The organism is Aliiroseovarius crassostreae, from assembly GCF_049803815.1.
In the GTDB taxonomy this organism is placed as follows: domain Bacteria; phylum Pseudomonadota; class Alphaproteobacteria; order Rhodobacterales; family Rhodobacteraceae; genus Aliiroseovarius; species Aliiroseovarius crassostreae_A.
Map to the genome: position 1 here is coordinate 1 of NZ_JBNAGI010000002.1, position 24,890 is coordinate 24,890.

General features: G+C 59.1%; 23 protein-coding genes. 14 read left to right on the forward strand and 9 right to left on the reverse strand.

All coding sequences use genetic code 11. The annotated features are described in order from the left end of the window. A partial coding sequence (locus ACP15V_RS05750; protein WP_424942731.1) for a methyl-accepting chemotaxis protein occupies positions 1-524 on the forward strand: 524 nt, incomplete at its 5' end. Between the two features lie 443 nt (positions 525-967). Here ACP15V_RS05750 and ACP15V_RS05755 read toward each other — a convergent pair. Next, a complete protein-coding gene (locus ACP15V_RS05755; RefSeq protein WP_424943380.1) occupies positions 968-1,330 on the reverse strand; it encodes a solute carrier family 23 protein in 363 nt (120 codons plus the stop codon). A 716-nt stretch (positions 1,331-2,046) separates the two neighbouring features. On the opposite strand from ACP15V_RS05755, the gene ACP15V_RS05760 reads away from it, so the two are divergent. Then, positions 2,047-3,282 (forward strand): urate hydroxylase PuuD, encoded by a 1,236-nt coding sequence (locus ACP15V_RS05760; RefSeq protein WP_424942732.1) that lies wholly within the window; start codon positions 2,047-2,049, stop codon positions 3,280-3,282. Between the two features lie 39 nt (positions 3,283-3,321). Further along, positions 3,322-4,176, forward strand: coding sequence for a phosphate acyltransferase (locus ACP15V_RS05765; RefSeq protein WP_424942733.1), 855 nt, complete (start codon positions 3,322-3,324; stop codon positions 4,174-4,176). Between the two features lie 43 nt (positions 4,177-4,219). Here the strand turns inward: ACP15V_RS05765 and pta are convergent, their stop codons facing one another. The 5 genes from pta to ACP15V_RS05790 all read right to left on the reverse strand — a co-directional run bounded on the left by pta (position 4,220) and on the right by ACP15V_RS05790 (position 10,887). Continuing rightward, positions 4,220-5,236: a phosphate acetyltransferase gene (gene pta / locus ACP15V_RS05770; protein WP_424942734.1), complete on the reverse strand. Its 1,017-nt coding sequence runs from the start codon at positions 5,234-5,236 to the stop codon at positions 4,220-4,222. Between the two features lie 105 nt (positions 5,237-5,341). Next, positions 5,342-7,117 (reverse strand): sulfoacetaldehyde acetyltransferase, encoded by a 1,776-nt coding sequence (xsc, locus tag ACP15V_RS05775; RefSeq protein ID WP_424942735.1) that lies wholly within the window; start codon positions 7,115-7,117, stop codon positions 5,342-5,344. A gap of 117 nt (positions 7,118-7,234) precedes the next feature. Further along, positions 7,235-8,698 carry a PLP-dependent aminotransferase family protein gene (locus ACP15V_RS05780; protein WP_424942736.1) on the reverse strand — a complete coding sequence of 488 codons (1,464 nt, stop codon included), beginning with the start codon at positions 8,696-8,698 and terminating at the stop codon, positions 7,235-7,237. Between the two features lie 102 nt (positions 8,699-8,800). Further along, a complete protein-coding gene (locus ACP15V_RS05785; protein WP_424942737.1) occupies positions 8,801-9,388 on the reverse strand; it encodes a GNAT family N-acetyltransferase in 588 nt (195 codons plus the stop codon). A gap of 101 nt (positions 9,389-9,489) precedes the next feature. Continuing rightward, on the reverse strand, positions 9,490-10,887 hold the full coding sequence (locus ACP15V_RS05790; protein WP_424942738.1) for an aspartate aminotransferase family protein: 1,398 nt from the start codon (positions 10,885-10,887) through the stop codon (positions 9,490-9,492). 219 nt (positions 10,888-11,106) lie between these two features. On the opposite strand from ACP15V_RS05790, the gene ACP15V_RS05795 reads away from it, so the two are divergent. Next, a complete protein-coding gene (locus ACP15V_RS05795) occupies positions 11,107-11,757 on the forward strand; it encodes a GntR family transcriptional regulator (protein ID WP_424942739.1) in 651 nt (216 codons plus the stop codon). Between the two features lie 3 nt (positions 11,758-11,760). On the opposite strand, the gene ACP15V_RS05800 is transcribed toward ACP15V_RS05795, so the two are convergent. Then, positions 11,761-12,477 (reverse strand): type 1 glutamine amidotransferase, encoded by a 717-nt coding sequence (locus ACP15V_RS05800; RefSeq protein ID WP_424942740.1) that lies wholly within the window; start codon positions 12,475-12,477, stop codon positions 11,761-11,763. Positions 12,478-12,573: 96 nt separating this feature from the next. Here ACP15V_RS05800 and ACP15V_RS05805 point away from each other — a divergent pair, with 96 nt between their 5' ends. From ACP15V_RS05805 to ACP15V_RS05815, 3 genes are all read left to right on the forward strand, one after another. After that, positions 12,574-13,833, forward strand: coding sequence for a cytochrome P450 (locus tag ACP15V_RS05805; RefSeq protein ID WP_424942741.1), 1,260 nt, complete (start codon positions 12,574-12,576; stop codon positions 13,831-13,833). A gap of 85 nt (positions 13,834-13,918) precedes the next feature. Further along, positions 13,919-15,208 (forward strand): glutamine synthetase, encoded by a 1,290-nt coding sequence (locus ACP15V_RS05810; RefSeq protein WP_424942742.1) that lies wholly within the window; start codon positions 13,919-13,921, stop codon positions 15,206-15,208. Between the two features lie 27 nt (positions 15,209-15,235). Further along, positions 15,236-15,550 carry a 2Fe-2S iron-sulfur cluster-binding protein gene (locus ACP15V_RS05815; protein ID WP_424942743.1) on the forward strand — a complete coding sequence of 105 codons (315 nt, stop codon included), beginning with the start codon at positions 15,236-15,238 and terminating at the stop codon, positions 15,548-15,550. Positions 15,551-15,635: 85 nt separating this feature from the next. On the opposite strand, the gene ACP15V_RS05820 is transcribed toward ACP15V_RS05815, so the two are convergent. Further along, the gene (locus ACP15V_RS05820; RefSeq protein ID WP_424942744.1) at positions 15,636-16,988 is read right to left on the reverse strand and encodes an aminotransferase class III-fold pyridoxal phosphate-dependent enzyme; all 1,353 of its coding nucleotides are present in this window, start codon (positions 16,986-16,988) and stop codon (positions 15,636-15,638) included. 1 nt (position 16,989) lies between these two features. Continuing rightward, on the reverse strand, positions 16,990-17,790 hold the full coding sequence (locus ACP15V_RS05825) for an IclR family transcriptional regulator (protein WP_424942745.1): 801 nt from the start codon (positions 17,788-17,790) through the stop codon (positions 16,990-16,992). Positions 17,791-17,966: 176 nt separating this feature from the next. Between ACP15V_RS05825 and ACP15V_RS05830 the strand changes: the two genes are divergently transcribed. From ACP15V_RS05830 to hpaR, 7 genes are all read left to right on the forward strand, one after another. After that, positions 17,967-18,908, forward strand: a complete 942-nt coding sequence (locus tag ACP15V_RS05830) for a tripartite tricarboxylate transporter substrate-binding protein (RefSeq protein WP_424942746.1) — start codon at positions 17,967-17,969, stop codon at positions 18,906-18,908. Between the two features lie 95 nt (positions 18,909-19,003). Next, positions 19,004-19,693 carry a tripartite tricarboxylate transporter TctB family protein gene (locus ACP15V_RS05835; RefSeq protein ID WP_424942747.1) on the forward strand — a complete coding sequence of 230 codons (690 nt, stop codon included), beginning with the start codon at positions 19,004-19,006 and terminating at the stop codon, positions 19,691-19,693. A gap of 8 nt (positions 19,694-19,701) precedes the next feature. Beyond that, positions 19,702-21,342: a tripartite tricarboxylate transporter permease gene (locus ACP15V_RS05840; protein ID WP_424942748.1), complete on the forward strand. Its 1,641-nt coding sequence runs from the start codon at positions 19,702-19,704 to the stop codon at positions 21,340-21,342. Further along, complete coding sequence (locus ACP15V_RS05845) at positions 21,324-22,694, forward strand: aldehyde dehydrogenase (RefSeq protein WP_424943381.1); 1,371 nt, start codon at positions 21,324-21,326, stop codon at positions 22,692-22,694. The genes ACP15V_RS05840 and ACP15V_RS05845 overlap by 19 nt, the downstream gene beginning before the upstream one ends. Positions 22,695-22,704: 10 nt before the next feature. Next, entirely contained in the window at positions 22,705-23,937 is a 1,233-nt protein-coding gene (locus ACP15V_RS05850; RefSeq protein ID WP_424942749.1) for a Tm-1-like ATP-binding domain-containing protein, read from the forward strand. 93 nt (positions 23,938-24,030) lie between these two features. Then, positions 24,031-24,441 carry a hypothetical protein gene (locus ACP15V_RS05855; RefSeq protein ID WP_424942750.1) on the forward strand — a complete coding sequence of 137 codons (411 nt, stop codon included), beginning with the start codon at positions 24,031-24,033 and terminating at the stop codon, positions 24,439-24,441. Continuing rightward, positions 24,425-24,853 (forward strand): homoprotocatechuate degradation operon regulator HpaR, encoded by a 429-nt coding sequence (gene hpaR, locus ACP15V_RS05860; protein ID WP_424942751.1) that lies wholly within the window; start codon positions 24,425-24,427, stop codon positions 24,851-24,853. Before ACP15V_RS05855 ends, hpaR begins: the two co-directional genes overlap by 17 nt. Positions 24,854-24,890: the final 37 nt, after the last annotated feature.

Sequence of the window (24,890 nt, forward strand, 5' to 3'; positions counted from 1 at the left end):
CAGAAGTGCGTGCGCTGGCGCAACGCTCCTCTGATGCGGCACGCGAGATCAACGAATTGATCTCGGCGTCGGGCACGCAGGTGAAACGCGGTGTGCAACTGGTGGACCAGGCTGGGGCGGCCCTGGCGGGCATTGTCGAAAGTGTCAGTGAAATCAGTCGCAATGTCGGTGAAATTGCGGTGTCATCCCGCGAACAGAGTGCCGGGCTTGCCGAGATCAACGAAGCGGTGAACCAGCTGGATCAGGTGACGCAGCAAAACGCCGCCATGTTCGAAGAAACCACTGCAGCAAGCCATGCGCTGACCCGCGAGGCCCAAACCTTGAACAAGACCATGGGGCGGTTCAATACCGGGCATACAGACGCTTTTCAGGCCGAGATCATCGAAAGCGACGCCTTTGCCACAAAAGAACCGGCCGCACCCGTCCAGGCGACGTCGCCTGGCCCGGTCCCCGCAACCAGGAGCGCTCTGGCTCATAACGCAGAACCGAGCATCGACGAGGACGATGGATGGGATGACTTCTAACGGGGCCGAGGCGCAAGGTGTCGTAGGCTGCCGGTTCGACGGTCAGCGACCTTTATATTGTTATCAAAACCAGTGAAGTTGGCGGTTTTACATGACATCAAGCAGCGCCTGAGGGAGGAGGATTGCAATGAAGGCGGAGGGACCCAGACCGGCGGTCAGCAATATCCTCTAACATTGTGCCAAGATGTCGCAAGCTCTCCGGCATGTTTTCCAGACCAAAACCAAGGGATGGGGAAACGGCAAAATACAACCAAATTGTGCCAGTTCCAATTGATCACACCCAACATGTTGATACTGCGGCCGCGACCATTCCGACCATCACGATCCCCCCGTTGATGGGTAGAGCGGCCAGCAGAGCGCCAACCCGGAGGACGAGGCCACACAGGACCCAGACCAAACTACGGATGTGACCACTTGGCGGCTCATGACACCCGTCATTCTGATCAGGCCGACATTCTGGTGAAAGAAGTGTTGGGAAGCCCAGCACACAATTCGGACACTAAGATCCCCAGCCTTTCGGCATTAGTTGCCCTTGCAATTTCCTGGCCAATTGCGTCGCGACCGGCCCCACCTTTGGTGATGCCGGACGTGTCGCCAATAGGTTCGAATGCCGAGATGACGCAGACGAAACACATACCGATGATGAGTGCGCCATTCACTTTCCAAACGAATTTGAAAATGTGGGATAAGAAAACCAGGCGGCTTTGCCAACAATTCCAAAGTTTACTTGCACCACGGCCAGCGCAAAAAACATGTCCAGCGTTCAACCGCAATAAGACAATCGCGGCGGACAGGCCCCCTCGGATGAAAAAAAATTAAACGCCAATGGTGCCAGGATCACAAAGATCGCGGATAGCCATTTCCCCAGGCTCCCGAATTCTGATTTTCCGATCCAGTCATGCCTTGCGTCGCAACCGCGGGTATCATCACCGGCAGAGAGGCAATATGGTTGCCTTGCACGGTACGGCGCCGGGCGCCGAAAGGGCCTATTCCACGGGTTTGGAACGAGAGCATGTCGCACAAAAGTGGGTGCCGGTGTTGCGCTCCTCGGACATGCGAAATCAAGACGTTAGAGTGGGGCGCGTGAACGCGAATGAACGCGAAACGCTCTGGGTTGTGATGCCTGCCGACAGCATGGACATCTGGATCATATTTAGACATTCGGGCGCGTCGGAGCCAAACTCGCACCCTGCAGACCCTGCACCGATGATCGGTGGGATTGCATTGGATGCAAGTATCGCAAGAATATGGTGATTTCCCAATGGGATGGTTTGCCCCAATGACGGGGTTTAAGTGGGATCGCGCAGGTATTTTTCTTCGGTTGATAAAGTCTTGTGATTTCCCGCTAGGCGTGGAGCGCCACCTTGTGTCAGGCCCAGATATTAATCCTTTTGTGGCTTTGTCACCATTTTGCGACAGTATATTGTTGACAATATGGGGGTTTGTCGAGTGTTCATTGTATCTGTGCGTGCCGGGCGTTTAAGTTGGAGGGCGCACCAGGAAAAAGACCTGCGGAGGGGACATGCTCGATAGCGTCATTGTCATGGAATGGGTGGAGTTTGCGGTCAGATGGCTTCATGTCATCACGGCAATTGCGTGGATTGGATCGTCTTTTTACTTCATTGCGCTGGATCTCGGGTTGCGCCAGGTGCCCGATCTTCCCCCCGGGGCACATGGTGAGGAATGGCAGGTGCATGGCGGTGGCTTCTATCACATCCAAAAATATCTGGTGGCCCCCGATCGCATGCCTCAGGATCTGGTTTGGTTCAAATGGGAAAGCTATGCGACGTGGCTCTCTGGCTTCGCGATGTTGGTCCTGGTCTACTATTTGGGGGGCGAACTGTACCTCGTGGACCCAAATGTGTTGGATATCCCGGTTTGGGGGGGCGTGTTGATTTCGCTTGGCTCTCTGGCGCTGGGGTGGTTGCTGTATGACCAACTGTGCAAAAGCGCGTTTGGCGACGACAACAATCGCTTGATGATCCTGCTTTTCGTGATCCTCGTGGCAATGGCCTGGGGCTATACGCAGGTTTTCACCGGGCGGGCTGCGCTTTTGCACCTGGGGGCGTTTACCGCAACGATCATGTCGGCAAATGTGTTCATGATCATCATCCCCAACCAAAAGATCGTCGTCGCGGACTTGATTGCCGGACGCGTGCCGGATGCCAAATACGGCAAAATTGCCAAGCAACGCTCAACCCACAATAACTATCTGACATTGCCGGTAATTTTCCTGATGCTGTCCAATCACTACCCGATGGCATTTGCAAGTTCGGCCAACTGGGTGATTGCTGCGCTGGTGTTTCTGATGGGGGTCACGATCCGCCATTACTTCAACACGGTCCATGCCCGCAAGGGGCGTCCGAACTGGACCTGGGTGGCCACCGCGATCCTGTTTGGCGCGATCGTGTTTTTGTCGGCATCCCCCATGTTTCGGGTCAGTTATACAGAGGAAGAGGCCAGACCGCTCAGCCCCTCACAGACGCGGTTTGTTGAGGCAGAAGGGTTTGAAAACGTGCATGAGATCCTGTTGGGGCGCTGCACCATGTGCCATGCCGAAGAGGTCTATTGGGAAGGTATCGCCTCCGCGCCAAAAGATGTACGTCTGGACACGCCAGAAGAAATTGCGCGCCAGGCCAAGGCGGTTTATCTACAGGCGGGTGTGACGAATGCCATGCCCCCCGCCAATATCTCCTTTATGGAGCCGGCGGAACGTGCGGCAATTGTCGCCTGGTATAAATCCGCCACCGGGGGGTGACACGGCCCGGGGCAGTCGCAAAAGGACCATCGGGATCAGATGAAAGCGATTGAACAGGCCAGACAGGTTGCCATGAAACGCCGGGCACGTGTGGTGTTTCCTGAAACGGATGATCCTCGTGTGGCGGCGGCGATGGCCAGGTTGAAATCCGAAGGGGTGGCTGAACCCATTGGGATTGTTGATAAATCACAGGCACAAAAGGATGTGTTGATCGCGCGGCGCGGGTTGAAACCTTCCATTGCGTCGCGCATGCTGGATCGTCCGCTGATCCGCGCCGCAGCCATGCTGGCGGTGGGGGAGGCGGATGTGATGGTTGCCGGGGCAGGGGTGCCCACCAAGAAGGTGATCGAAGCCGCCGGACTGGCGGTTGGGCTGCGGCCAGAGGTCGAGGCGCCATCGTCGTTTTTTCTATTGGAGTTTCCAAATGGCCGGGCGTTGATTCTGGCTGACTGCGCGGTGAATGTCGCACCAAATGTCACAGAATTGTCGGCCATTGCCCACGCCTCTGCGCAGTCCGCGCAGCGCTTGCTGGGCCGGGCGGATGTGGCGCTTTTGTCTTACGCAACGGGGCAATCCGGGACGGGGGCGTCGGTGGATCTTGTGCGTGATGTGGCCCGGTTGACCGGGTTTGCGGGGCCAATACAGGTGGATGCTGCGCTAAATCCCATCATCGCCGCGCGCAAAGGGGCGGGCGGGGCAGGGGCGGCAAACACGCTGATTTTTCCCAACCTGGATGCCGGGAACATTGCCTACAAGCTTCTGTGTGAATTGGCGGGGGCCAAGGCATATGGGCCGTTTCTTCAAGGGTATCGCAGGCCGATCTGTGACCTCAGCCGCAGCGCAAGCGAAGATGAGATATACATCTCAACTTTACTGGCTATTGCACAGGCCTAAGGCGTTTCGGATTTCCGCTGCGCCAGGCTAAAACCGACACGCTTCAGTCTGATATCGCAGATTGAGCCGTCGCCTGGGCGGCGGTTACAGCGATCATGTGCAGGATGTCTTCGGCGGAACAGCCGCGTGACAGGTCGTTGGCGGGCTTGGCCAAACCCTGCAGGATCGGACCGATGGCTTCGGCGCCACCAATTCGCTGGGCAATCTTGTAGGCGATATTGCCGCTTTCCAGGTTCGGGAAGATAAACACGTTCGCTTCGCCTTTCAGTGGGGAAAGCCCTGCCTTTTTTTCCGCCACGCCCGGGTCGAACGCCGCGTCAAACTGCAACTCCCCATCAATCAAAAGCTTGGGGTTGGCATTGCGGGCCAGCTCTGTTGCGGTCACCACCTTGCTGACCGCGTTGTGCTGGGCGCTGCCATGGGTCGAGAATGACAGCATGGCAACACGGGCCACATCCCCGGTCAGTGTTTCGAAGGACGCAGCGGATGCAGAGGCGATGGCGGCCATTTCTTCGGCATTCGGGTCCACAACCAACCCGCTGTCCGCAAAGATATGCGCCCCTTTTTTTGGGTGGTGATCCGCGCAAAACAACATCAGGAAAAAGGAAGATACCAGTTTGGATCCCCGCGCTGGTCCGATCACCTGAATGGCTGTGCGTACGATGTCAGCCGTGGTGGCCACGGCCCCACCCACCGTGCCATCTGCATGACCCGATTTGACCAGAAGGGCTGCGAAAACATGTGGGTTTTGTGCGGCGTCCATCGCGCCGACCTCATCTATCCCCTTATGGGCGCGGAGCTGATGATAGAGCGTTGCGAGCTCAGGCAAGAGGGGGGAATTGCGCGGATCATGCAGCGTGATCCCGTGATCTTGCGGGGCATTTTGGCGCGCAAGTTCGGCGTGGATCGCTGCGGTTTCACCCACAAGGATCATTTTTGCGATCCCGTCTTTTTGCGCGGTCAGCGCCGCTTCGACAACGCGCGGGTCTGCCCCCTCTGACAGGACAATCCGAAACCGGGATCGAGCCGCGTTTTTCAAAAGCGTTTCAAGTGGTTTCATGTTTGTCATCCTGTGGAAGCGGAACACAGGGCGATGTCACAACGACAGCGCCCTGCAATGATTCGGGTGCGCACCACACATGGCGGCGCGCACCCGAAAGGGGTTTCACACCTGTTGGGGCCTCATGTCCGCCTTGCTGATGCCCGCGACACGGACAGGTTTTTTCATGGCGTCGCGACGGAAGGGTTCGCCAAGCTCCTGGTTGATCATGGCTTCGATCAGGGTGGTGATGCCGTTTTTCTGGTCTTCGATGGCCTGGCTCAGCGCCGCGGTCAGCTCGTCCATCGTGCGGGCAACGACGCCTTTCAACCCACAGGCATTGGCGATGCCCGCATAGCTGACCTGCTGGTCCAGCTCGGTTCCGACGAAGTTGTCGTCAAACCACAGGGTCGAGTTGCGCTTTTCCGCGCCCCACTGATAGTTGCGGAACACGATCTGGGTTACGGCGGGCCATTCTTCGCGGCCAATGGCGGTCAGTTCCGTCACTGCGATGCCAAAGGCGCCGTCGCCGGAAAAGCCCACAACCGGCACATCCGGGCAGCCGATCTTGGCGCCGACCACCGCCGGAAGGCCATAGCCACAAGGGCCAAACAGGCCGGGGGCCAGGTATTTGCGGCCGTCCTCAAACGACGGGTAGGCGTTGCCGATGGCGCAGTTGTTGCCAATATCAGACGAGATGATCGCCTCTTTTGGCAGCGCCTGCTGAATGGCGCGCCAGGCCATGCGCGGGCTCATCCAATCCGGCTTGTCGGCGCGCGCGCGTTCGTTCCAGGTTGTGCCCGGATCGTCGTCCTCATGGGTCATTTCAGTGAGCTGCTGTGCCCAGGCCGATTTCTTCTGGGCGATGTTGGCGCGGCGCGCGTCCCGGCCTGCGTCGCCTGCGGTGTCACTGAGCTGCGCCAGGATCCCGTCGGCCACTTTCGCCGCATCCCCCACGATGCCCACGGTCACGGCTTTGGTCAGGCCAATCCGGTCGGGGTTGATGTCGACCTGGATGATTTTTGCATCCGACGGCCAGTATTCCATGCCGTAACCGGGCAGGGTCGAGAAGGGGTTCAGGCGGGTGCCAAGGCAGAGCACAACGTCGGCCTCCTTGATCAGCTCCATCGCCGCTTTTGACCCATTATAGCCCAGAGGACCGGCAAAGAGCGGGTGCGAGCCGGGGAAGGCGTCATTGTGCTGATAGCCTACGCAAACCGGGGCATCCAGACGTTCCGCCAGCGCTTTTGACGCCGCGATGCCGCCCTTCGACAGCACCACACCGGCGCCGTTCAAAATGACCGGGTTTTTGGCACCCGAGATCAGCTTGGCCGCTTCCGCCACCGCCTCCGTGCCGCCGGAGGGGCGTTCAAAGTCGACAATCGCCGGCAGCTCGATATCAATCACCTGGGTCCACATGTCGCGCGGGATGTTCAGCTGTGCGGGCGCCGAGGCGCGTTTGGCGTTCATGATCACGCGGTTCAGAACCTCGGCCACGCGCGACGGATCACGCACCTCTTCCTGGTAGGCCACGCAGTCGGCAAACATGCGCATCTGTTCCATTTCCTGGAACCCACCCTGGCCGATCGTCTTGTTGGCGGCCTGCGGGGTGACCAGCAAAAGCGGGGTGTGGTTCCAATAGGCGGTTTTGACGGCGGTCACGAAATTGGTGATGCCGGGGCCGTTTTGCGCAATCATCATCGACATCTTGCCGGTCGCGCGGGTGTAGCCATCCGCCATCATCCCGCCAGATCCCTCATGCGCACAGTCCCAAAACGTGATGCCCGCATCCGGGAAAATATCCGAAATCGGCATCATCGCCGACCCGATGATCCCAAACGCATGCTCAATCCCATGCATCTGCAATACCTTCACAAATGCTTCTTCCGTCGTCATCTTCATTCGGTGAGTCCTCTTTTCACACAGGTGGCGGCAAACCCGCATATCTTGTTGGCTTCAAATCATAGGTTTTCAAATGGTGGCGCTATAGGGCCAGATCGAAATGCGGAATAATTCCAGTTAGCGCATTAACTGAATTTCAGAGGCGATTTTGGAGATCCCGTCCGGGATGCGCTCTGCCGGAATGGAGCTATAGGCAAGGCGATAGAAGTTTTGCGGACGCTCCGTGCCCGCAAAAAACGGTTTTCCCGGTTCGATTAACACGCTTTTCGTTTTCAGGCGCGTAGCCAGCTCGGTAGTGTTGATCGCTGCAGGCGCTTGCATCCAATAGGCTGACCCGCCAAAAGCGCCGCTGCCAGAAGCGGTTAGCCCGTAATCCTCAATCGCCTGTTCCATCACGTTTCGCCGTTCCTGGTAGGCCGAACCAATGCGGCGGATCAGGGCGTCGTAATGGCCCAATGACAGGAAATAGGCGACGCTGCGTTGGATCAATCCGGGGGGGTGGCGCAACACGGTAGAGCGCAGGGCGCGTGCTTCGCGGATGAAGGGCTCAGACCCCACCAGATAACCCAATCGCAAGCCGGGAAACAGCGATTTGGAGAAGCTGCCCACATAGATCACACGTCCCTCTTTGTCGAGCGATTTCAAGGCTGGGGATGGGGGTTGCAGGAACGACATTTCGAAGTCGTAGTCATCCTCAACCACCAGCGCATCGAGCTCTCTCGCGCGCTCCAGCAGCCGTTTGCGCCGCTCCAGCGGCATGGTCGCCGTGGTGGGGGATTGGTGGCTGGGGGTGGTGAAAATCACATCTGTCCCATCTGGCAGCGCATCAGGTGGCATCCCGTCCGCATCTACCGGCACCGGGGCCAGATGGCAACGGCTCTGCATCAGGATATCGCGCAGCGAATAGTAGCAAGGATCTTCAATGGCCGCCGTGCGGCGTTGCGTCAGCAGGATCTGGGCCGAGAGCCACAGGGCATTTTGTGCGCCAAGCGTGATCAGAATTTCCTCGGGTCGCGCTAGAATACCACGACGCGGCAGGATGTGGCGTGCGATGAATTCGATCAATTCAGGGTCGTCTTGGTCATAATAATCACGGACCATCGCATCATGGTCTTTATGCCCCAAAGCCTTTAGGGCACATAGCCGCCAGGAATTGTGATCGAACAGGGTTTCATCCGATTGACCATAGGTGAACGGATAGCGGTGTTGGCGCCAATCCTGTGGTTTTTGCGGGGTGCCCAGCTCGCGGAAGGAATTGCCGATGGCGCGGTTCCAATCCACCTTGTCCTCGCTGCGGTTGCGAGGTTGGAAGGAAGGTGGTTCTGGAGCATTATCAGATACATAGAAGCCGCTCCTGCCTTTTGACATCAGGTAATCGCTGGCCTGCAGTTCGGTATAGGACAGGGTGACCGTGATCCGGCTGACGCCCAGATGTTTGGCGAGGGCACGTGTGGAAGGAAGCTTTTCGCCACGTGGCAGCCGACCCGACAGGATCGCCTCGGCAATCATCTGTTGGATTTGTGCCTGCAGCGTGCCCTGAGCATCCGGGTCCAGAAAGAAAGTTTCGACAGGTACGGTCATGTGACTAGCATAACCTGGACTTAGATGGGTTTCAATCTGGCCTGATGCTTGACTGGAAAATTAATCGCTGTTGGCACAGGATGAAAGGCCTTGGCCTTTTTATCAACGCGGCTTTTCAAGCGACCAATCCAGGTTGGCCTTCACGGTTGGCCATTCCGCTGCGGTGATGGAATACACGGCCGTATCGCGCAATTCTCCGCCTCGTCCGATCATGTGGCTGCGCAGAATGCCGTCAAGTTTTGCGCCCAGCCGTTCGATGGCGCTGCGGCTTTGGCGGTTCATGTAATGGGTCCGAAATTCCACCGCGATACACTCCAGATCTTCGAAGGCGTGACCCAGAAGAAGGCGTTTGGCCTGGGTGTTCAGCGGGCTGCGTTGCACCGATTTGCGATACCAGGTCGACCCGATTTCAACCCGTTTGTTTGCGGCGTCGATATTCATATAGGTGGTCATGCCCACGGGGGTGCCGCCGGGGGTCAGGACAGTGAAGGGCAGCATGGATCCCATGTCCTGCAACGCGAGGCGCCGGGTGATTTCGGCCTCCATGTCTTCCGGCGCGGGGATCGATGTGTACCAGAGCTTGTGCAGATCTCCGTCTGCCGAGGCCTCTTGCAGGGCCGTGGTGTGATCATGGGACAGCGGGGCAAGGGTGACATGGGTGTCAGAAAGCGTGATCGGGGCGGGCCACATGGTTGAACCTTTCGTGTGTTTTGGGCCTAGAAATGAAAAAGGCGGCCCTGTTGCAAGGTCCGCCTTTTGATGATTTCAGCAGTCCAATTTGGACCGGAGTGTTACCCGAACACTTTGCCCAGGGCGTTGTCCACCGCATCGGTGATCCGGTCGATGTCATCCGCCGTCGCAATCAGCGCCGGGCTGAAGCACAGCGTGTTGTTCAGGCCAGGGATCGAGCGGTTGGTTGCGCCGATGATCACGCCCTGTGCGCCACAATCGGCGACCACGGCGGCCACTTCTTTTTCCGACACGGGGTCCTTGGTGCCACGGTCCGTCACCAATTCTGCGCCCAAAAACAGACCTTTGCCGCGCACGTCACCGATCACCTTGTGCTTGTCCATCAGCGCCTGCAGGTTGCCCATCATGCGATCGCCCATTGCCACGCAGTTGTCCAGCAGGTTTTCGTCTTCAATGATCTGCATGTTTTTCAGCGCCGCAGCCGGGCCCGCGGTACAGCCACCAAAGGTGGAGATGTCGCGGAAATAGCTCAGCGGATCGGACATGTCGTCCTTGAACATGTCGAAGACCGCTTCGGTGGTCACACAGCAGGCAATCGCCGCGTAACCCGACGCCACACCTTTTGCCATGGTCACGATGTCGGGCTTGATACCGTATTGCTGATAGCCAAACCAGGTGCCGGTGCGACCCACGCCGCAGACGACTTCGTCAATATGCAGCAAGATGTTGTATTTCGTGCAGATCTCCTGAACGCGCTCCCAATATCCCGGGGGCGGGGTGATGACGCCACCCCCTGCGGTGACCGGTTCCAGGCACAGTGCGCCAACCGTGTCGGCACCTTCGGCCAGGATCACCTCTTCAATTGCGTCGGCGGCGCGCTGGCCGTATTCCTCGCTCGACAGGTCCCCCCAGCCCTGATCGTGGGCGCGGTATTCCATGCAATGCGGGACGCGGATGAAATCGGGGGCAAACGGGCCGTATTGCGCGTTGCGTTCGTCCTGACCACCGGCCGACATGGTCGCCAGCGTCGAGCCGTGATAGTCACGGTCGCGATAGAGGATCTTGGTCTTCTTGCCGCCATAGCGTTTATGGGCAATCTGGCGGACCAGTTTAAAGGCCTTCTCATTCGCCTCAGACCCCGAGTTGGTGTAGTACACACGGCTCATGCCCGGCATCTTGGAAATCAGGCGCTCGGAATACATCGCGCCGGGGATCGACCCGGCAGAGCCCGCGAAATAAGGCAGTTTCACCAGCTGGTCCCGGATCACATCCGCGATTTCGGTGCGGCCATAGCCCACGTTCACGGTCCAGACACCGCCCGACACGGCATCCAGGAACTCTTTCCCGTTCTGGTCCCAAACGCGCATGCCTTTGCCTTCGACAATGATACGCGGGTCCGTGGTTTCAAACGGCTTGTGCTGGGTCAGATGATGCCACACATGGGCCTTGTCGGCTTCGACCACTTTGCTGATGTCGTTGTCTTTCAATCCACCGTCCATTTCGGGACCTCCTGTGACTGTGCTGCCGGTTTTGAGGCCGGGGGTGTGCAAATTGATTCTTTGATCAAATAATGAGGCGAGAATCGGGGGGGAGGAATAGGGCCAGAAGTCTCTTTGTTTATATCCAGAAGGGGGTGGTGTTTTCTGGTGGTCCACCGATTGCGTCACTGAAAACGTATAAGGGCTGGATATTTCAGGGGGTTGTGGTTTATTTCCCCCATGGCTGGTCAAACTGAAACTCTTGTGAATTCCATTCTATCGGGGATCGACCGGGGCGAGCTGATGCCCGGCGACGTAATTGACGAGGCGGCGCTGATGGATCGCTATGGCGTGTCTCGGACCCCCCTGCGCGAGGCGCTTTTGCGGCTTGAGGCAATGGGGCTGGTGGTGCGTCCGCCGCGCAAGGGGGCGGTGTTGTTCAAACCATCGCTCGAGGAATTTCTGGCCATTCTCGAAGTGCATGCCCATCTGGAAGCCCAAGCGGCCGAGCTTGCCGCGCGGCGTTTGCAGCCAGAGGATAAGGCGCGATTGATCACGGCTATTGAAGCCTGTGAAGCCCATGCGACACAGCTGAGGGATCAGGATCCGGATGGGTATTACCAGCATAATCTGGAGTTCCATAAAACGGTGGGAGAGGCCTCGGGCAATCCGTTCCTGCTCGACATGATCAAGATGAATGCGCGCAAACTTTTGGCCTATTACCGGGCACGGTATCGCAACCCAGGGGCCATTGCGCAAAGCGCAAAAGAACATCGCGAGATTGGCGAATTGATTGTGGCGGGGCGCGGAAAAGAGGCCGGCGTTTTGATGGAGCGCCACGTGCTGTTCGATCGCGTCACGGTGATGGATCTGCTGGCCGCGCTTGGGTGATCGTTAACTATCGTTCGGATCGAAATCGCGTTCAAAAAACGCAATGATCCAATCTGCAAACACCCCATTGTCCGCCCCCAAAGGCAGGGATTTCCGCGCTGCGTCGATCACCTCTGCCGGCTTGCTGTCGGCCATTTCCTCAACCAGGGCGGCAAAAAACTTGTCGCTCATTTCCGGGTGGTTTTGCGTCGTAAAAATGTGGTTGCCGATCACATAACCGCCAACGGGGCACCCTTTATGAGACATGATCACCTCGGCCCCGTCCGGCAATTTGGTGACCTGTTCGATATGCGCACCATATTGCCAGATTCGCTTGGCTTTCATCCAGGGCGGCGGGGCGGTGACGATCATTTCAGTGGCGCCCAACACCCACCCGTTCGGGTTTTTGTCCACCGTGCCCCCAAGGGCTTTGGCGATGACCTGGTGGCCAAAACAGGCCCCGAACAAAGGCGTGCGGCGTGAGGCAATCCGCTGCAGAAGCTCTTCCAATTTTGCAATCCACTTTGCGCCGTCATGAACTGATGCGGGGCTGCCCGTGACAATCCAACCATCGAATTTTTCTTCACTTTTTGGAAAGTGCCCGTCCTTGACCGAAAATGTCGAAAAGACCCAGTCGGGGCGTTTCGGGGCGATCAAACGCAACCATTTGTCCCCGTCTTTCGGATGGGCATCCGCAAAATCGCTTTCGTCGGTGTTGGTCATCAGGATTGCGATATGCATCTTCGCCTCGACTTTCTTCTCTTTACATATTTAACGCGTTATATAATATATTTATGAGCGCGCAGGACACAAGCACAATTACAGGGAGCCAGTGCCATGACCGTTTGGACGCCAACCGACGACGGCTATGCCGACTTGTCAAGCCATGACACATTTTCAAACGGGGCGCCGCACAACACCTTCGCCCGCCTGCGCCGCGAAGATCCGTGCAGCTGGACCGATTGGGAGGGCGGCAAAGGGTTCTGGAGCATTGTGCGCCATGCGGACATCACCGAGCTAAATCGGAATTACGACCTGATGTCGTCCGCCCGTGGCATTCGTATGGAAGACCAGACCTACGAGGAATATCTGGCGCGCCGCACCTTTCAGGAAACCGACCCGCCAGAGCATATGAAGACCCGCATGAAGGTGGGCAAAGCCTTTTCGCGCCCTGTGGTGGCCGGGTTCGAAGATCAGATCCGCGCGTTGTGCCATCCGATCCTCGATCAGGCGCTGGAGGCGGGATCCTTTGATGCGACCAAGATGATCGCGCGCCAATTGCCGATGATGATGCTGGGCCGGATCATCGGGACGCCGGACGAGGACCTGCCGTGGCTGGTCGAGAAGGGGGACGCGCTGATTGCCAACACCGACCCCGATTTCACCGATCACGTTCTGGACAAGATGGACACCGATGAATACCGGATGATGCCGTTCAACTCGCCGGCAGGGGCAGAGCTTTTTGACTATGCCAAACGGCTGATTGAGGAAAAAAACCGCAAGGGGGACACGGACGGCGTGCTGCACCTGATCTTGCAGCCGGACAAAGATGGTCATGTGATGCCGGAACAGGAGTTTCGCAATTTCTTTTGCCTGCTGGTCGCCGCCGGGAATGACACCACGCGCTATTCGATTGCGGCGGGGTTGCAGGCCATGTGTCATCAGCCAGAGCTGCTGGGCCAAATGCAGGAGGGCGGCGAGATCTGGGCCACCGCGCCGGATGAAATCATCCGCTGGGCCACGCCCGCGCTTTATTTCCGCCGCACGGCGACGCGCGACCACCAATTGCATGGGAAAACCATTCGCGAAGGGGATAAGGTGCTTTTCTGGTGGGCCTCGGCCAACCGCGATGAAGAGGTGTTTGACAATCCCAACCGGGTGGATCTCATGCGCAGCCCCAACCGCCACATGTCCTTTGGGCAGGGCGGCCCGCATGTCTGCCTTGGGATGCATTTGGCGCGGCTCGAAGTGCGTGTTTTGTTTGAGGAATTGGCCAAACGTGTCAAACTGGTCGAAGCGGATGGCCCGCATCGGTTCCTGCGGTCGAACTTTGTCGGCGGCATCAAGGAACTGCCTGTGAGGATGCAGGCAAAGTAACCGGCAGTTGCGACACGGGAAGAGGAGCCCGCGCCGCGAGACAAGCTAGCGAACAGGGCCCGGGCAAACCGGGCAGGGAGGTTTTATGAAAGATCGGCTGCGCGCCCTTTGGTGCGATCATCTGAGCATTCTGCGCGGCAAGTATCTGCCACATCACAAGATCGGCACGGGGGATACGCGTTTTTGCCGCTCGACCTTCGGGGTGCATTACGACAAGGATCTGCTGGATGCGCCCGGGGCGATGATGAAGCAGGGTCTGCCGGACATGGAGCTGCGCTGGCGGGCCGAGGATATTCGCGATGGGTGGGAGCGGTCGACCAAGGTGGTGATCGGTGATCTTTATGACGCCGATGGGGCGCCGTTGGAGCTTTGCGGGCGTCAGGCGTTGAAACGCGCCATTGCCGCCTGGCAGGCGCGGGGGCTGACCCCGATGGTTGGGATCGAGCTGGAATGTTATGCGTTGATGGCCAATGAAATCGGCCGGTTGGTGCCCTATGATGCGCCGGGTGGCGTGGTCTATGGCACCGGGCCGTTCTCCGATCCGCTGCGCTTTACCGATGATATCTGGGAACGGGCCGAGATGCTTGGCTTCAACCTCGATATGATCACCGCCGAATATGACAGCCCGCAGTTTGAATTCACCCTGACCTTTGATGAGGTGCTGAAGCAGGTCGATGACATTGTGCTTTTCCGCCAGATGGCGCGGGAAGTGGCGCTGGAACACGGGCTGGTGCTGACCTTCATGCCCAAACCGGTGGCCGAGGCCGGCGGGTCGGGCATGCATGTGAACTTTTCGTTCCGGGATGATGCGGGCGGCAATGCGCTTGATAATGGCCCGGTGGGCGGACCGGAGCATATGAACGATCTGGCGCGCGGCTGCATTGCCGGGTTGATGCACCACCACAAGGGCCTGTCGGGTCTGGTGGCCCCCACCACCAATTCCTATCAGCGCCTGCAACCGGGCAGCCTGTCGGGCTATTGGCGCAACTGGGGCGGGGATCATCGCAATGTGACCACGCGGATCTCGGGCGAGGGCGGCGGCAAGACGCGACTTGAACACCGCATGGCTGATGCCACCGCCAACCCCTACACCGCCGTGGCCGCCGTGTTGCAGGCCGCGCTTCTGGGGGTCGAGAACGGGTATGAGCTTGGCCCGATGGAAACCGGCGACGGGTTTGACCGGACCGATGCCCGCGATGGCACCGCGGTCGATCTGAAACGCGCGATGAATGATCTTGAGGCGGACAGCGTGCTGGGCGACCGGGTCGGTCGGCTGCTCGTGGACAACCACATCTTCATGAAACGCAAAGAGGTGATCAAGACCCGTGACCTGGAAGGGGACGGGCTGCGCGATTTCTACGTGCATTTTGTATAACGCACTCTGAACAAAGGGAGAAACGAGATGAAAGTAACCTGGGTCCTGCCCGGGGGCGAGGAAGTCATGGCTGACGTTGCCCCGGGGCTTAATCTGATGGAAGCCGCGCAGGCCCATAATGTGGCAGGCATTCAGGGCGAATGCGGTGGCTCGCTGTCCTGCGCCACCTGTCATGTGCATGTGGACACGGATTGGCTCGCGAAAACCGGGGAAAAGGGTGATTTCGAAGAGGCGATGCTCGATATGGCCGATGGGGACGTCACCGACGCCTCGCGCCTGTCGTGCCAGATCACCATGAGGGATGAACTGGACGGGTTGCGGTTGCTGGTTCCTGCCGTCTGAGGCCCCGGTGCTGAGCATGTAACAGGGCGCCACGCGATCTGCGGGCGCCCTGTTTAGTTAACGTAGTCCGTAAGTGGGGTTTGGATCAGACCGCGTTGAACCCGGCCTTCAACGCGGACAGAAGCGTCTGCACATCCTCTGACGTCAGCACCAGGGGCGGCGACAGGATGATATTCGGGCCAGACACCCGCACCATTGCCCCGTTCTGATAGGTCACCTCCTGGATTTTGCCGATGGTCGCCTTGTCGATCGAGGCTTTGGTGCCCGCGTCCGACACCAGCTCCATCGCGCACATCAACCCATGCCCCCCGCGCACATCGCCGATAATGTCGTGCTCCGCCGAAAGGGCCAGCAATCCGTCATAAAGGTCTTTGCCCCGCGCCGCCGCATTGGACGCCACATCAAGCCGTTTGGTTTCGGCCAGACAGGCCAGCGCCGCCGCCGCCCCGACCGGGTGGCCGGAATAGGTATAGCCATGGCCAATGGCGGCGCGACCGGTTTCGTCTTTCTCAAAGGTCTCGGCCACATGATCCGCGATCATCACCGCGCCAAACGGGAAATAGCCGTTGGTGATCGCCTTGGCGGTACACATGAAATCGGGCTTCACCCCCCAATGACGCGACCCGGACCAGCTTCCGGTGCGGCCAAAGGCGGTGATCACCTCGTCGGCGATCAGCAGGATACCGTGCTTGTCACAAAGTGCCCGCACACCGGGCATAAAGCTTTCATGCGGCGGGATCACACCGCCTGCGCCCAGAATAGGTTCCATGATCATCGCGGCAATGGTGCCCGCGCCCTGAAACGCGATCTCGTCTTCCATCGCCTGCAGACAGAGCTGCGCCAGCCGCTCGGGATCGGTTTCATTGAACGGGTTGCGATAGGTGTAGGGGGCGGGGATGTGGTAACAGCCGGGCAAAAGCGGCTCATATTGGGTGCGGAAATTTGCGTTGCCGTTCACCGACGCGCCGCCCATATGGGTGCCGTGATAGCCTTTCTTGAGCGACAGGAATTTCACCCGCCCGGTATCGCCACGCACTTTGTGATATTGCCGCGCCAGCCGCAGCGCGGTTTCCACAGAATCCGACCCGCCGGAGGTATAAAAGGCACGGGTCAGCCCGTCAGGGGCAAAGAATTCGCGCAGCTCTTCCGACAGTTCAATGACCTTGTCATTGGTGGTGCCGCGAAAGGTGGAATAATAAGGCAGCACATCCAGCTGCGCCGTGATCGCGTCTTTCACCGGCTGGCAGGAAAACCCGAGGTTCACGTTCCACAAACCGCCCACGCCATCGACCACCTCGTGCCCGTCCACATCGGTGATGCACACGCCTTGTGCGCCGGTCACGATGGTCGGCGGGTTCTTCTGGCAGTCAGCGGGATGCGCCATTGGGTGCCAGAGCGACCGGGCGTTTTTTTCTTTCAGAAAGTTGGAATCTTTCATGTCATCCTCCTGTCTGCGCAGTTTCATCGCGCAGGAATGTTGGAAAAGTGTCAGGTGGGAAGCCGCCCAGCAGACGGGTAAGTTCCGTTGTGCGGATCGGAAGCTCGGTCCGGATCAGGGTTTGCAGATCGTCGGTCATGCGAGAGACCGGGGTGGCGACGGCCACCGCGCCAATGCACTGGCTGGCCGCATCGAACACTGGCACAGCAAAAGAATGCACATCTTCTTCATAGCCGCCAATGGAGACCGCAAATCCGTTTTTGCGGATTTCGGGCAGGGCGGCCCGAACCATCTGGGGATCGGTTTCCGTTTCTGAGGTGCGCTGTTTCAGCGGGCGCGACAGGACCTCATCGACGAAGTCAGCTGCGCTGTAGGCCAGAACCGCAAGGCCGGATCCGGTGGCGTGCAGGTCCAGAACCTCGGCGTCTTCCATCATCACCATTGTTCCGTGAGCGTTGGAATAGGTATAGGCGAAGGAGGATAGCACATTGCCATTCAGAAGCGACATATGTGCGGTTTCGCCGGTGGTTGTGCTTAGACCTTCTAACGTCTGCATCGCCATTTCGCGCATGGGGACGGTGGTTTCGCGCAGTGCAGCCAGGCGCAGAAAAGCCGGACCAAGACGGTATTCGCGGCCAGCGCCGACCTGCTCTACGAATCCATGCTGGGACATTTCGGTCAACAGGCGATGCACGGTCGCCTTGTTCATGCCCGACAGGCGCGCCATATCGCTCAGCCCGATGGTTGGCTGCGATCTGCTGAAATAATTAAGCAGTGACAGGGCTTTGGAAGCTGTTCCCATGGGGGGTGTCGTCGCCTTTCGGTTTTCTGTCATGTCCGGATCAAAGGAAACCCATTCACGTGTTAAATGAATTCTTGACAGGAAGCGGGGGGGTCTGTCAATCTATTTTAAAACCAATGGTTCGAATAATGAACCGAACGCAAAAATGCGCTAATATGACAAACAGGGAGGATGTCATGAAAAAAACGAGCCTGCTGGCCAGTGTGGTTGGTGTGACCTTGGCGGCGCTGGCCGCCCCCGCCTTTGCCGAATACCCGGAAAAGCCAGTGAGCTTTATCGTGCCGTGGCCCCCCGGTGATCTGGAAGATGTGCTGACCCGCATGATCGCCGAGGATTTCCAGACCGAATATGGTATCTCGGCTGCGGTGGTGAACAAACCCGGCGGTGGCGGTGGCCCGTTCCCCGGTGCAATTGACGTCGCCACGGCCCCGGCGGATGGCTATACCATCGGCAGCTTCGTGCCCGCCGTGCCCGTGATTGGCCATGAAATTGGCATTGACGAACTGACCCCGGAAAAGTTCGACCCGATCGGCATCTTCCTCACCTATCCCTTTGTGGTCGCCACCTCGGGTGACGCGCCCTATAGCTCGATGGAAGAGCTGGCGAATTATGCCAAGGAAAATGACGTGGCGCTGGGGCATTTCGGCGATGTGCTGACTCCCACGCAGGTGACCAAGGCCTATGCGGCAAACGCAGGGTTCGAATGGGGCTCGGACGCTGCGTTCGATGCGCTAGATTGCAACACGCTGGCCTCGGGCGATGCGGATGTGATCAACACCACGCTGCAATTGATCTTGCCCTGTCTCGATGACGTGAAAGTGCTGATGGCGATCACCGATGAACGCATCTCGCTGGTGCCGGACACCCCCACCATTGGCGAGCTGGATGAAAAGCTGAACATCGCCCTGTGGAACGGGTTGTTTGTCACCAAGGACACCCCGCAGGACGTGCGCGACAAGATCGCTGCGGTCGCGGAAAAGACGGTGATGAGCGAACGAGCGCAAGCGGTGGCCAAGGAAACAGGCGCGCTGGTCTATTGGATGGATGCCGAGGCGTCGGCCGCGCGTATCGCCACTGATCAGGAAACCGGAAAAGTGATCAGCGGGATCCTGGAATAATCCCACCTGACATATGTGCGGGGCTGGCTTTGGCAGGCCCCGCACATGACACACCCCCTCACTGATCGGCCCGATGGGCCCCGCGAAAGCCCGATATGAGCGACGAGATTTCCGAACATCCCGACCGGCCCCAGCGTGGTCAGGTTCTGTTTGCGGCCCTCTTCCTGATCTGCGCGCTGCTTCTGCTGGCGGGCATTGAGGAAGAGACCAAGTGGTTGCGCAAAAAGGCGTTTTTCGCACAACCCCGGTTCTGGCCGGGGATCGGTGTGCTGGGCATGGTGCTGTTCACAGCGCTGCATTTCTGGCACCTGCCGCGCAAACCCCGCCGCCTGCCACGCTGGATGAGCGAGGCGGATTGGTTTCAATGGGCGGAAAGCCTGTTCTGGGCGGTGGTGGCCATCGGCTTTGCCCTGTGGCTTGGCCCGTTGCGCGCCGTGCCTTACGTGGCGCTGATTGCTACGGTGCGGCTGACCTGGCTCTTTACCCATTGGGTGGACCGGCGCGAGGTCAAGGTCTGGTTGTCGGTTTTTGAATGGGCCGGGTGGTTTCTGGCCTATGTGCTTCTGGTGCCGCTGATTGGGTATTTGCCGATCACCCTGATGTTCGCCCCGCTTTTGACCTGGCGCATGGGGTATCGCACGCGGCTGATGATGTGGACATCCGTCATCTTTGCCATCGCGGTTGTGGTGATTTTCAAAAGCTTCCTACAGGTGAAAATCCCCGGCGCGGCGATCTATGAATACCTTCCGGGCGCGCTTCGCTCGTTCTTTATCCTGAATTTCTGAGGCCCGTGATGGATCTGATCTACGCCTTTCTCGACCAGATGCAGGCGAGCACCACTTACCTCGCGCGCTGGGATGTGGCCCTGGCCTTATTGGTCGGTTCGGTCGGCGGTGTGCTGATTGGCGCGATCCCCGGCGTGGGGCCCGCGGTGGCGATTGCCATCCTGCTGCCTGCCACCTTTTCCATGGACCCGATCGTGGGTCTGACCGTGCTGTTGGGCATTTACGGTTCGTCCATGTATGGGGGATCGATCCCCGCGATCCTGATCAACACACCGGGCACCGCGGTGAACGCGCTGACCACCTATGACGGCTATCCGATGACCACCCGGGGCGAGGCGCGGCGGGCCTTGTCGCTGGCCTATAGTTCGTCCTTTTTCGGCGGCATTTTCTCGGTCATCTGCCTGATTTTCTTTGCACCGGTTCTGGCGAAAGTGGCCCCGATGTTTGGCTCGCGCGAGATCTTTTTGGCCGCGCTTCTGGGCATCATCCTGGTGGTCACCGCGCATCGCAAACACACGTTGATCGCGGCTGCGATGGCGTGCTTTGGCATCTGGCTGTCGACCATCGGATTGCACACCGCAAGCTTTTCAAAACGCTACACATTTGACCAAAGCTGGCTGTCGGGCGGCGTGAACCTGATTGTTGTGGTGCTGGGTCTTTTTGCCCTGTCGCAGGCCTTTACGCTGTTGCATGGGGATGATGACAATGTGCGGCTGACCCGGCTGAAGGGCAGCTTTTTTCAGGGGTTCCGAGAGCTGGCCCGCCATCCGCGCATCGCCGGCATTTCGGCCACCTTCGGCGTGGTCATGGGCATGATCCCCGGCGTGGGCGAGTTCACGGCCCAATTCATGTCCTACACCTACGCACAGAAATCGTCTAAGCGGCCCGAGGATTTTGGTCATGGATCCAGCGAAGGCCTGATCGCCGCCGAGACCGCCAATAATGCCGTGCCGGGGGCCGCGATGGTGCCGCTTTTGGCGCTTGGCATCCCCGGCGAGGCGCTGACCGCGATGATGCTGTCGGTCTTTTACGTGCATAACGTGATCCCCGGCCCGCAGCTGTTCCAGAACGAGATGGATTTTGTCGTCGCGCTGTATATCGCGCTTTTGATCCTAAACGTGCTGGTGGTGGCCTTCCTGCTGGTTGCGACCAACCAGCTGATCAAAGTGGTCAAGATCCCCAACCGCTTCCTTGGCATGTGCATCCTGATCCTCAGCTTCGTGGGGGTCTATTCCCTGCGCAATTCCTTCACCGACTGCATCCTTGCGGCCGCCTTTGGCATCTTCGGGTTTGTGATGAAACGGCTGCAACTGCCTGTGGTGCCGATTGTGCTGGGCATGGTCTTGGGCGGCATCATGGAGGTGAAGCTGCGCAGCGCCATGGCCCGCGTGAAAACCCCGCTTGATTTTATCGACCGCCCCATCGCGGCGATCATCTTCACCATGATTGTCCTCGTGCTGATCCTGCATTTTCGCCGGGTCTGGCTGGACTATAAGGAACGAAAGACAGACGAATGGCAGACCAGTCACGCATCAACGAGCTTCGAAGCAATCCTGTCGCGCCGCAGAAACTTTATATTGACGGAACGTGGCAAGAGGCAGAGGGCCAAGCGCAAACAGTTCTCTCGCCGATCGACGGACAAGAGCTGACCACCATCGCGCGCGCGTCAGCCGCGGATGTGGACCGGGCGGTGGCGGCGGCGCGGCGCGCCTTTGACGATGGCCGCTGGTCGCGCGCAGCCCCCGCGCATCGCAAAAAAGTGCTGCATAAGCTGGCGGATCTCATTGAAAAACACGCGTTGGAGCTGGCGGTGCTGGGCGTGCGCGACAACGGGACCGAAATCGGTATGGCCCTGAAGGCCGAACCGGGGTCAGCCGCCGGCACCTTCCGCTACTACGCCGAGGCGCTGGATAAAGTGTATGGCGAGATCGCCCCCACGGCGGGCAACGTGCTGGGCCTTGTGCACAAGGAACCGGTCGGCGTGGTGGGCGCGATTGTGCCGTGGAACTTCCCGATGATGATCGGCGCGTGGAAGCTCGCGCCCGCGCTGGCTGCGGGCAATTCGGTGGTGCTGAAACCGGCGGAAACCGCGTCGCTGACCTTGTTGCGTCTGGCGGAACTCGCGACCGAGGCCGGGCTGCCCGACGGGGTTTTCAACGTGGTGACCGGGGCCGGATCGGTGACCGGAGAGGCATTGGCCATGTCGATGGATGTGGATGTCTTGGTCTTCACGGGGTCCGGCGGGGTGGGGCGGCGTTTGCTGGAATACTCCGCGCGCTCGAACATGAAGCGCTGTTATCTCGAACTAGGGGGCAAATCCCCCAATATCATCTTTGCCGATGCGCCGGATCTGGACGAAGCCGCCAAGGTGTCGGCAGCGGGCATCTTTCGCAATGCGGGGCAGGTCTGTGTGGCTGGCTCAAGGCTTTTGGTCGAAGAGAGCATCCATGACGATTTCGTCGCCGCCGTGTCGCGCCACGCGGCCGCAATGAAGGTGGGGGATCCGCTGGATGTCTCGACCCATATCGGCGCCGTGAACAACCTGACCCAGCTGGAAGGCAACCTCGGCTTTGTCACGAAAGCGACGGAAGAGGGGGCAGAAATTGCGCTTGGCGGTAAGCGCATCCTTGAAGAAACCGGCGGCTATTACATGGAACCCACCGTGTTGACCGGGGTCGCGCCTCAGCATCATGTGGCGCAGAACGAAGTGTTCGGCCCGGTGCTGGCGGTGACCAAATTCGCATCAGAGGATGAGGCGGTCCAGATTGCAAATTCCACCAATTTCGGTTTGGCCGCAGGGGTTTGGACGTCGAACCTCAGCCGCGCCCACAAAATGGTGCGCGCGGTGCAGGCCGGTGTCGTGCATGTCAACACCTATGGCGGGGCGGATGGCACCGTGCCCTTGGGCGGCGTCAAGCAATCGGGCAATGGCCATGACAAATCACTGCACGCGTTTGACAAATATTTCGATCTGAAAACCGCCTGGATGAATTTGGGCTGAGGGGGGAACCATGAGCGACAAGACCATTCTGGTGGTTGGCACCTATGACACCAAAGACGACGAGTTGACCTATCTGGCCGAGGTGATCCGGGGGCAGGGCGGGGCCGTGAAAACCATGGATGTGTCGGTTCTGGGCGACCCGTCTGCGCCCTGTGATTACTCGAAACATGACGTGGCCGCGGCGGGCGGATCCTCCATTCAGGCCGCCATCGACAGTGGCGATGAAAACACCGCGATGCAGATCATGGCGCGCGGATCGGCGGATCTGGCGTTGCGCCTCTTCCGCGAAGGCGTATTTGACGGGCTGATTGTGCTGGGCGGCACCATGGGCACCGATCTGGCGCTTGATCTCTGTCAGGCGCTGCCGATTGGTGTGCCGAAATATGTGGTGTCCACGGTCAGCTTCTCGCCGCTGATCCCGCCGGAACGCCTGCCGGCGGATGTGCAAATGATCCTTTGGGCGGGCGGGCTTTACGGGCTAAACTCGATCTGCAAAGCGTCCCTGTCGCAGGCCGCCGGTGCCGTGCTGGGCGCGGCGCGCGCGGTGGAAAAGCCGGACTTCTCCAAACCACTCATCGGCATGACCAGCTTTGGCAAAACCGTGCTGCGTTATATGGTTAGCCTGAAACCCGCCTTGGAAGCGCGCGGGTTCGAGGTGGCCGTGTTCCACGCCACCGGCATGGGCGGGCGCGCCTTTGAATGCCTCGCCGCCGAAGGGGCCTTTGCCGCCGTCTTGGATTTTGCCCCGCAGGAATTGGGCAATCACATCATGGGGTCGAGCATCTCGGCCGGTCCTGACCGCATGACCAATGCCGGCAAATCTGCGACACCGCAGATGGTGTCGATCGGCTGTTACGACCTGGTGGATTTTGTCGGCTGGCAGGACATGCCGGGCAAGCTCGCGGGCCAAGAGGTGCACGCCCATAATCGCCTTCTGTCCTCGGTTATGATGACGCCGGATCAACGCCGCGACATGGCCCGGGCGATCTGCACCCAACTGGCCCAGGCCCAGGGCCCAACCGTGCTGATCCTGCCCACCCAGGGCGGCAATGAATGGGACCGTCCGGACGGGCCGCTGCATGATGCTGACGGGCTGGCCGCCTTCATCGCCGAAATCCGCACCCAGTGCCCGGACAATGTCACCCTGACCGAGCTTGATTGCCACATCAACGACCCCGCATTTTCCGATGCCGTGCTGGCCCAATTTGATCTATGGCAAGGTGACGGAGTTCTTAACGCGTAAAATCAGCTCATTCCGCTTCGGCGGGGTGTTCTGTGTTGTCCGAAGCGGACTTGGGGGGAAATGCCCACCAATCCGGTTCATGTAGGAGGTCACATGCCGCATCTGTCGTTTGAATTCAGCCGCGGGCTGGGCAAGGTTGCCGATCTGGACGCCTTGGCAAATGACATGCGGGATGCCCTTGTCGCCACCGGGGAGTGTCCGCTTGGCGGCATCCGGGTGCGGGGTTTTGAAGCCCAGGTGCAGGCCATCGCCGACGATGCGGAACTTTACCACTTTCTGGACATGGTTCTGAGGCTGGGACAAGGCCGTGACGATGCGACGCGCGAACGCATTGCCGATCAGCTTTATCAGGCGGTGGAAACCGCCCTTCACCCACAACTGGGTGACATCCCTTTCATTCTCAGCCTCGACGTTCAGGAGATCGAAACCCGGACAAGCCGCAAAAGCTGGAGCACCATCCACGCGGCGATCCGAGAGAGGACTGCTGATGATGAAAAGTCTTGATCGCGCCCTGCCCATCGCGCTTCTGCATGCGCGCGAGGCCACGCTGAAACCCTTCCGCCATGAACTGGACCAGATTGGTCTGACGGTTCAGCAATGGCGGGTGATCCGCGTGTTGGCCGAAGGCAAACCCTGCTGTGCCACCGAACTGGCCGAACGCTGTGTGCTGATGCCACCCAGCCTGAGCCGGATCCTGAAAAACCTGACGGAACGCGAGTTCATTGAGCGGGTGGATGACACGGATGGGCGCCGTCGCCGGGTCAAGATTGCCCCCGCAGGCGAGCAGAAATATCAGGAAATGTCGGTCAAATCGGCAGAGCTTTACGAAAGCCTTGAAGGCAAGTTTGGCGAAGAGAAGATGGAAACCCTTCTGGATCTTCTGACCGAGTTGCGCGAGGTGGCTGAAGTCCACTGATCCCGCCAAAAGCGGTTTGACGTAGCGGCCCGCTTGC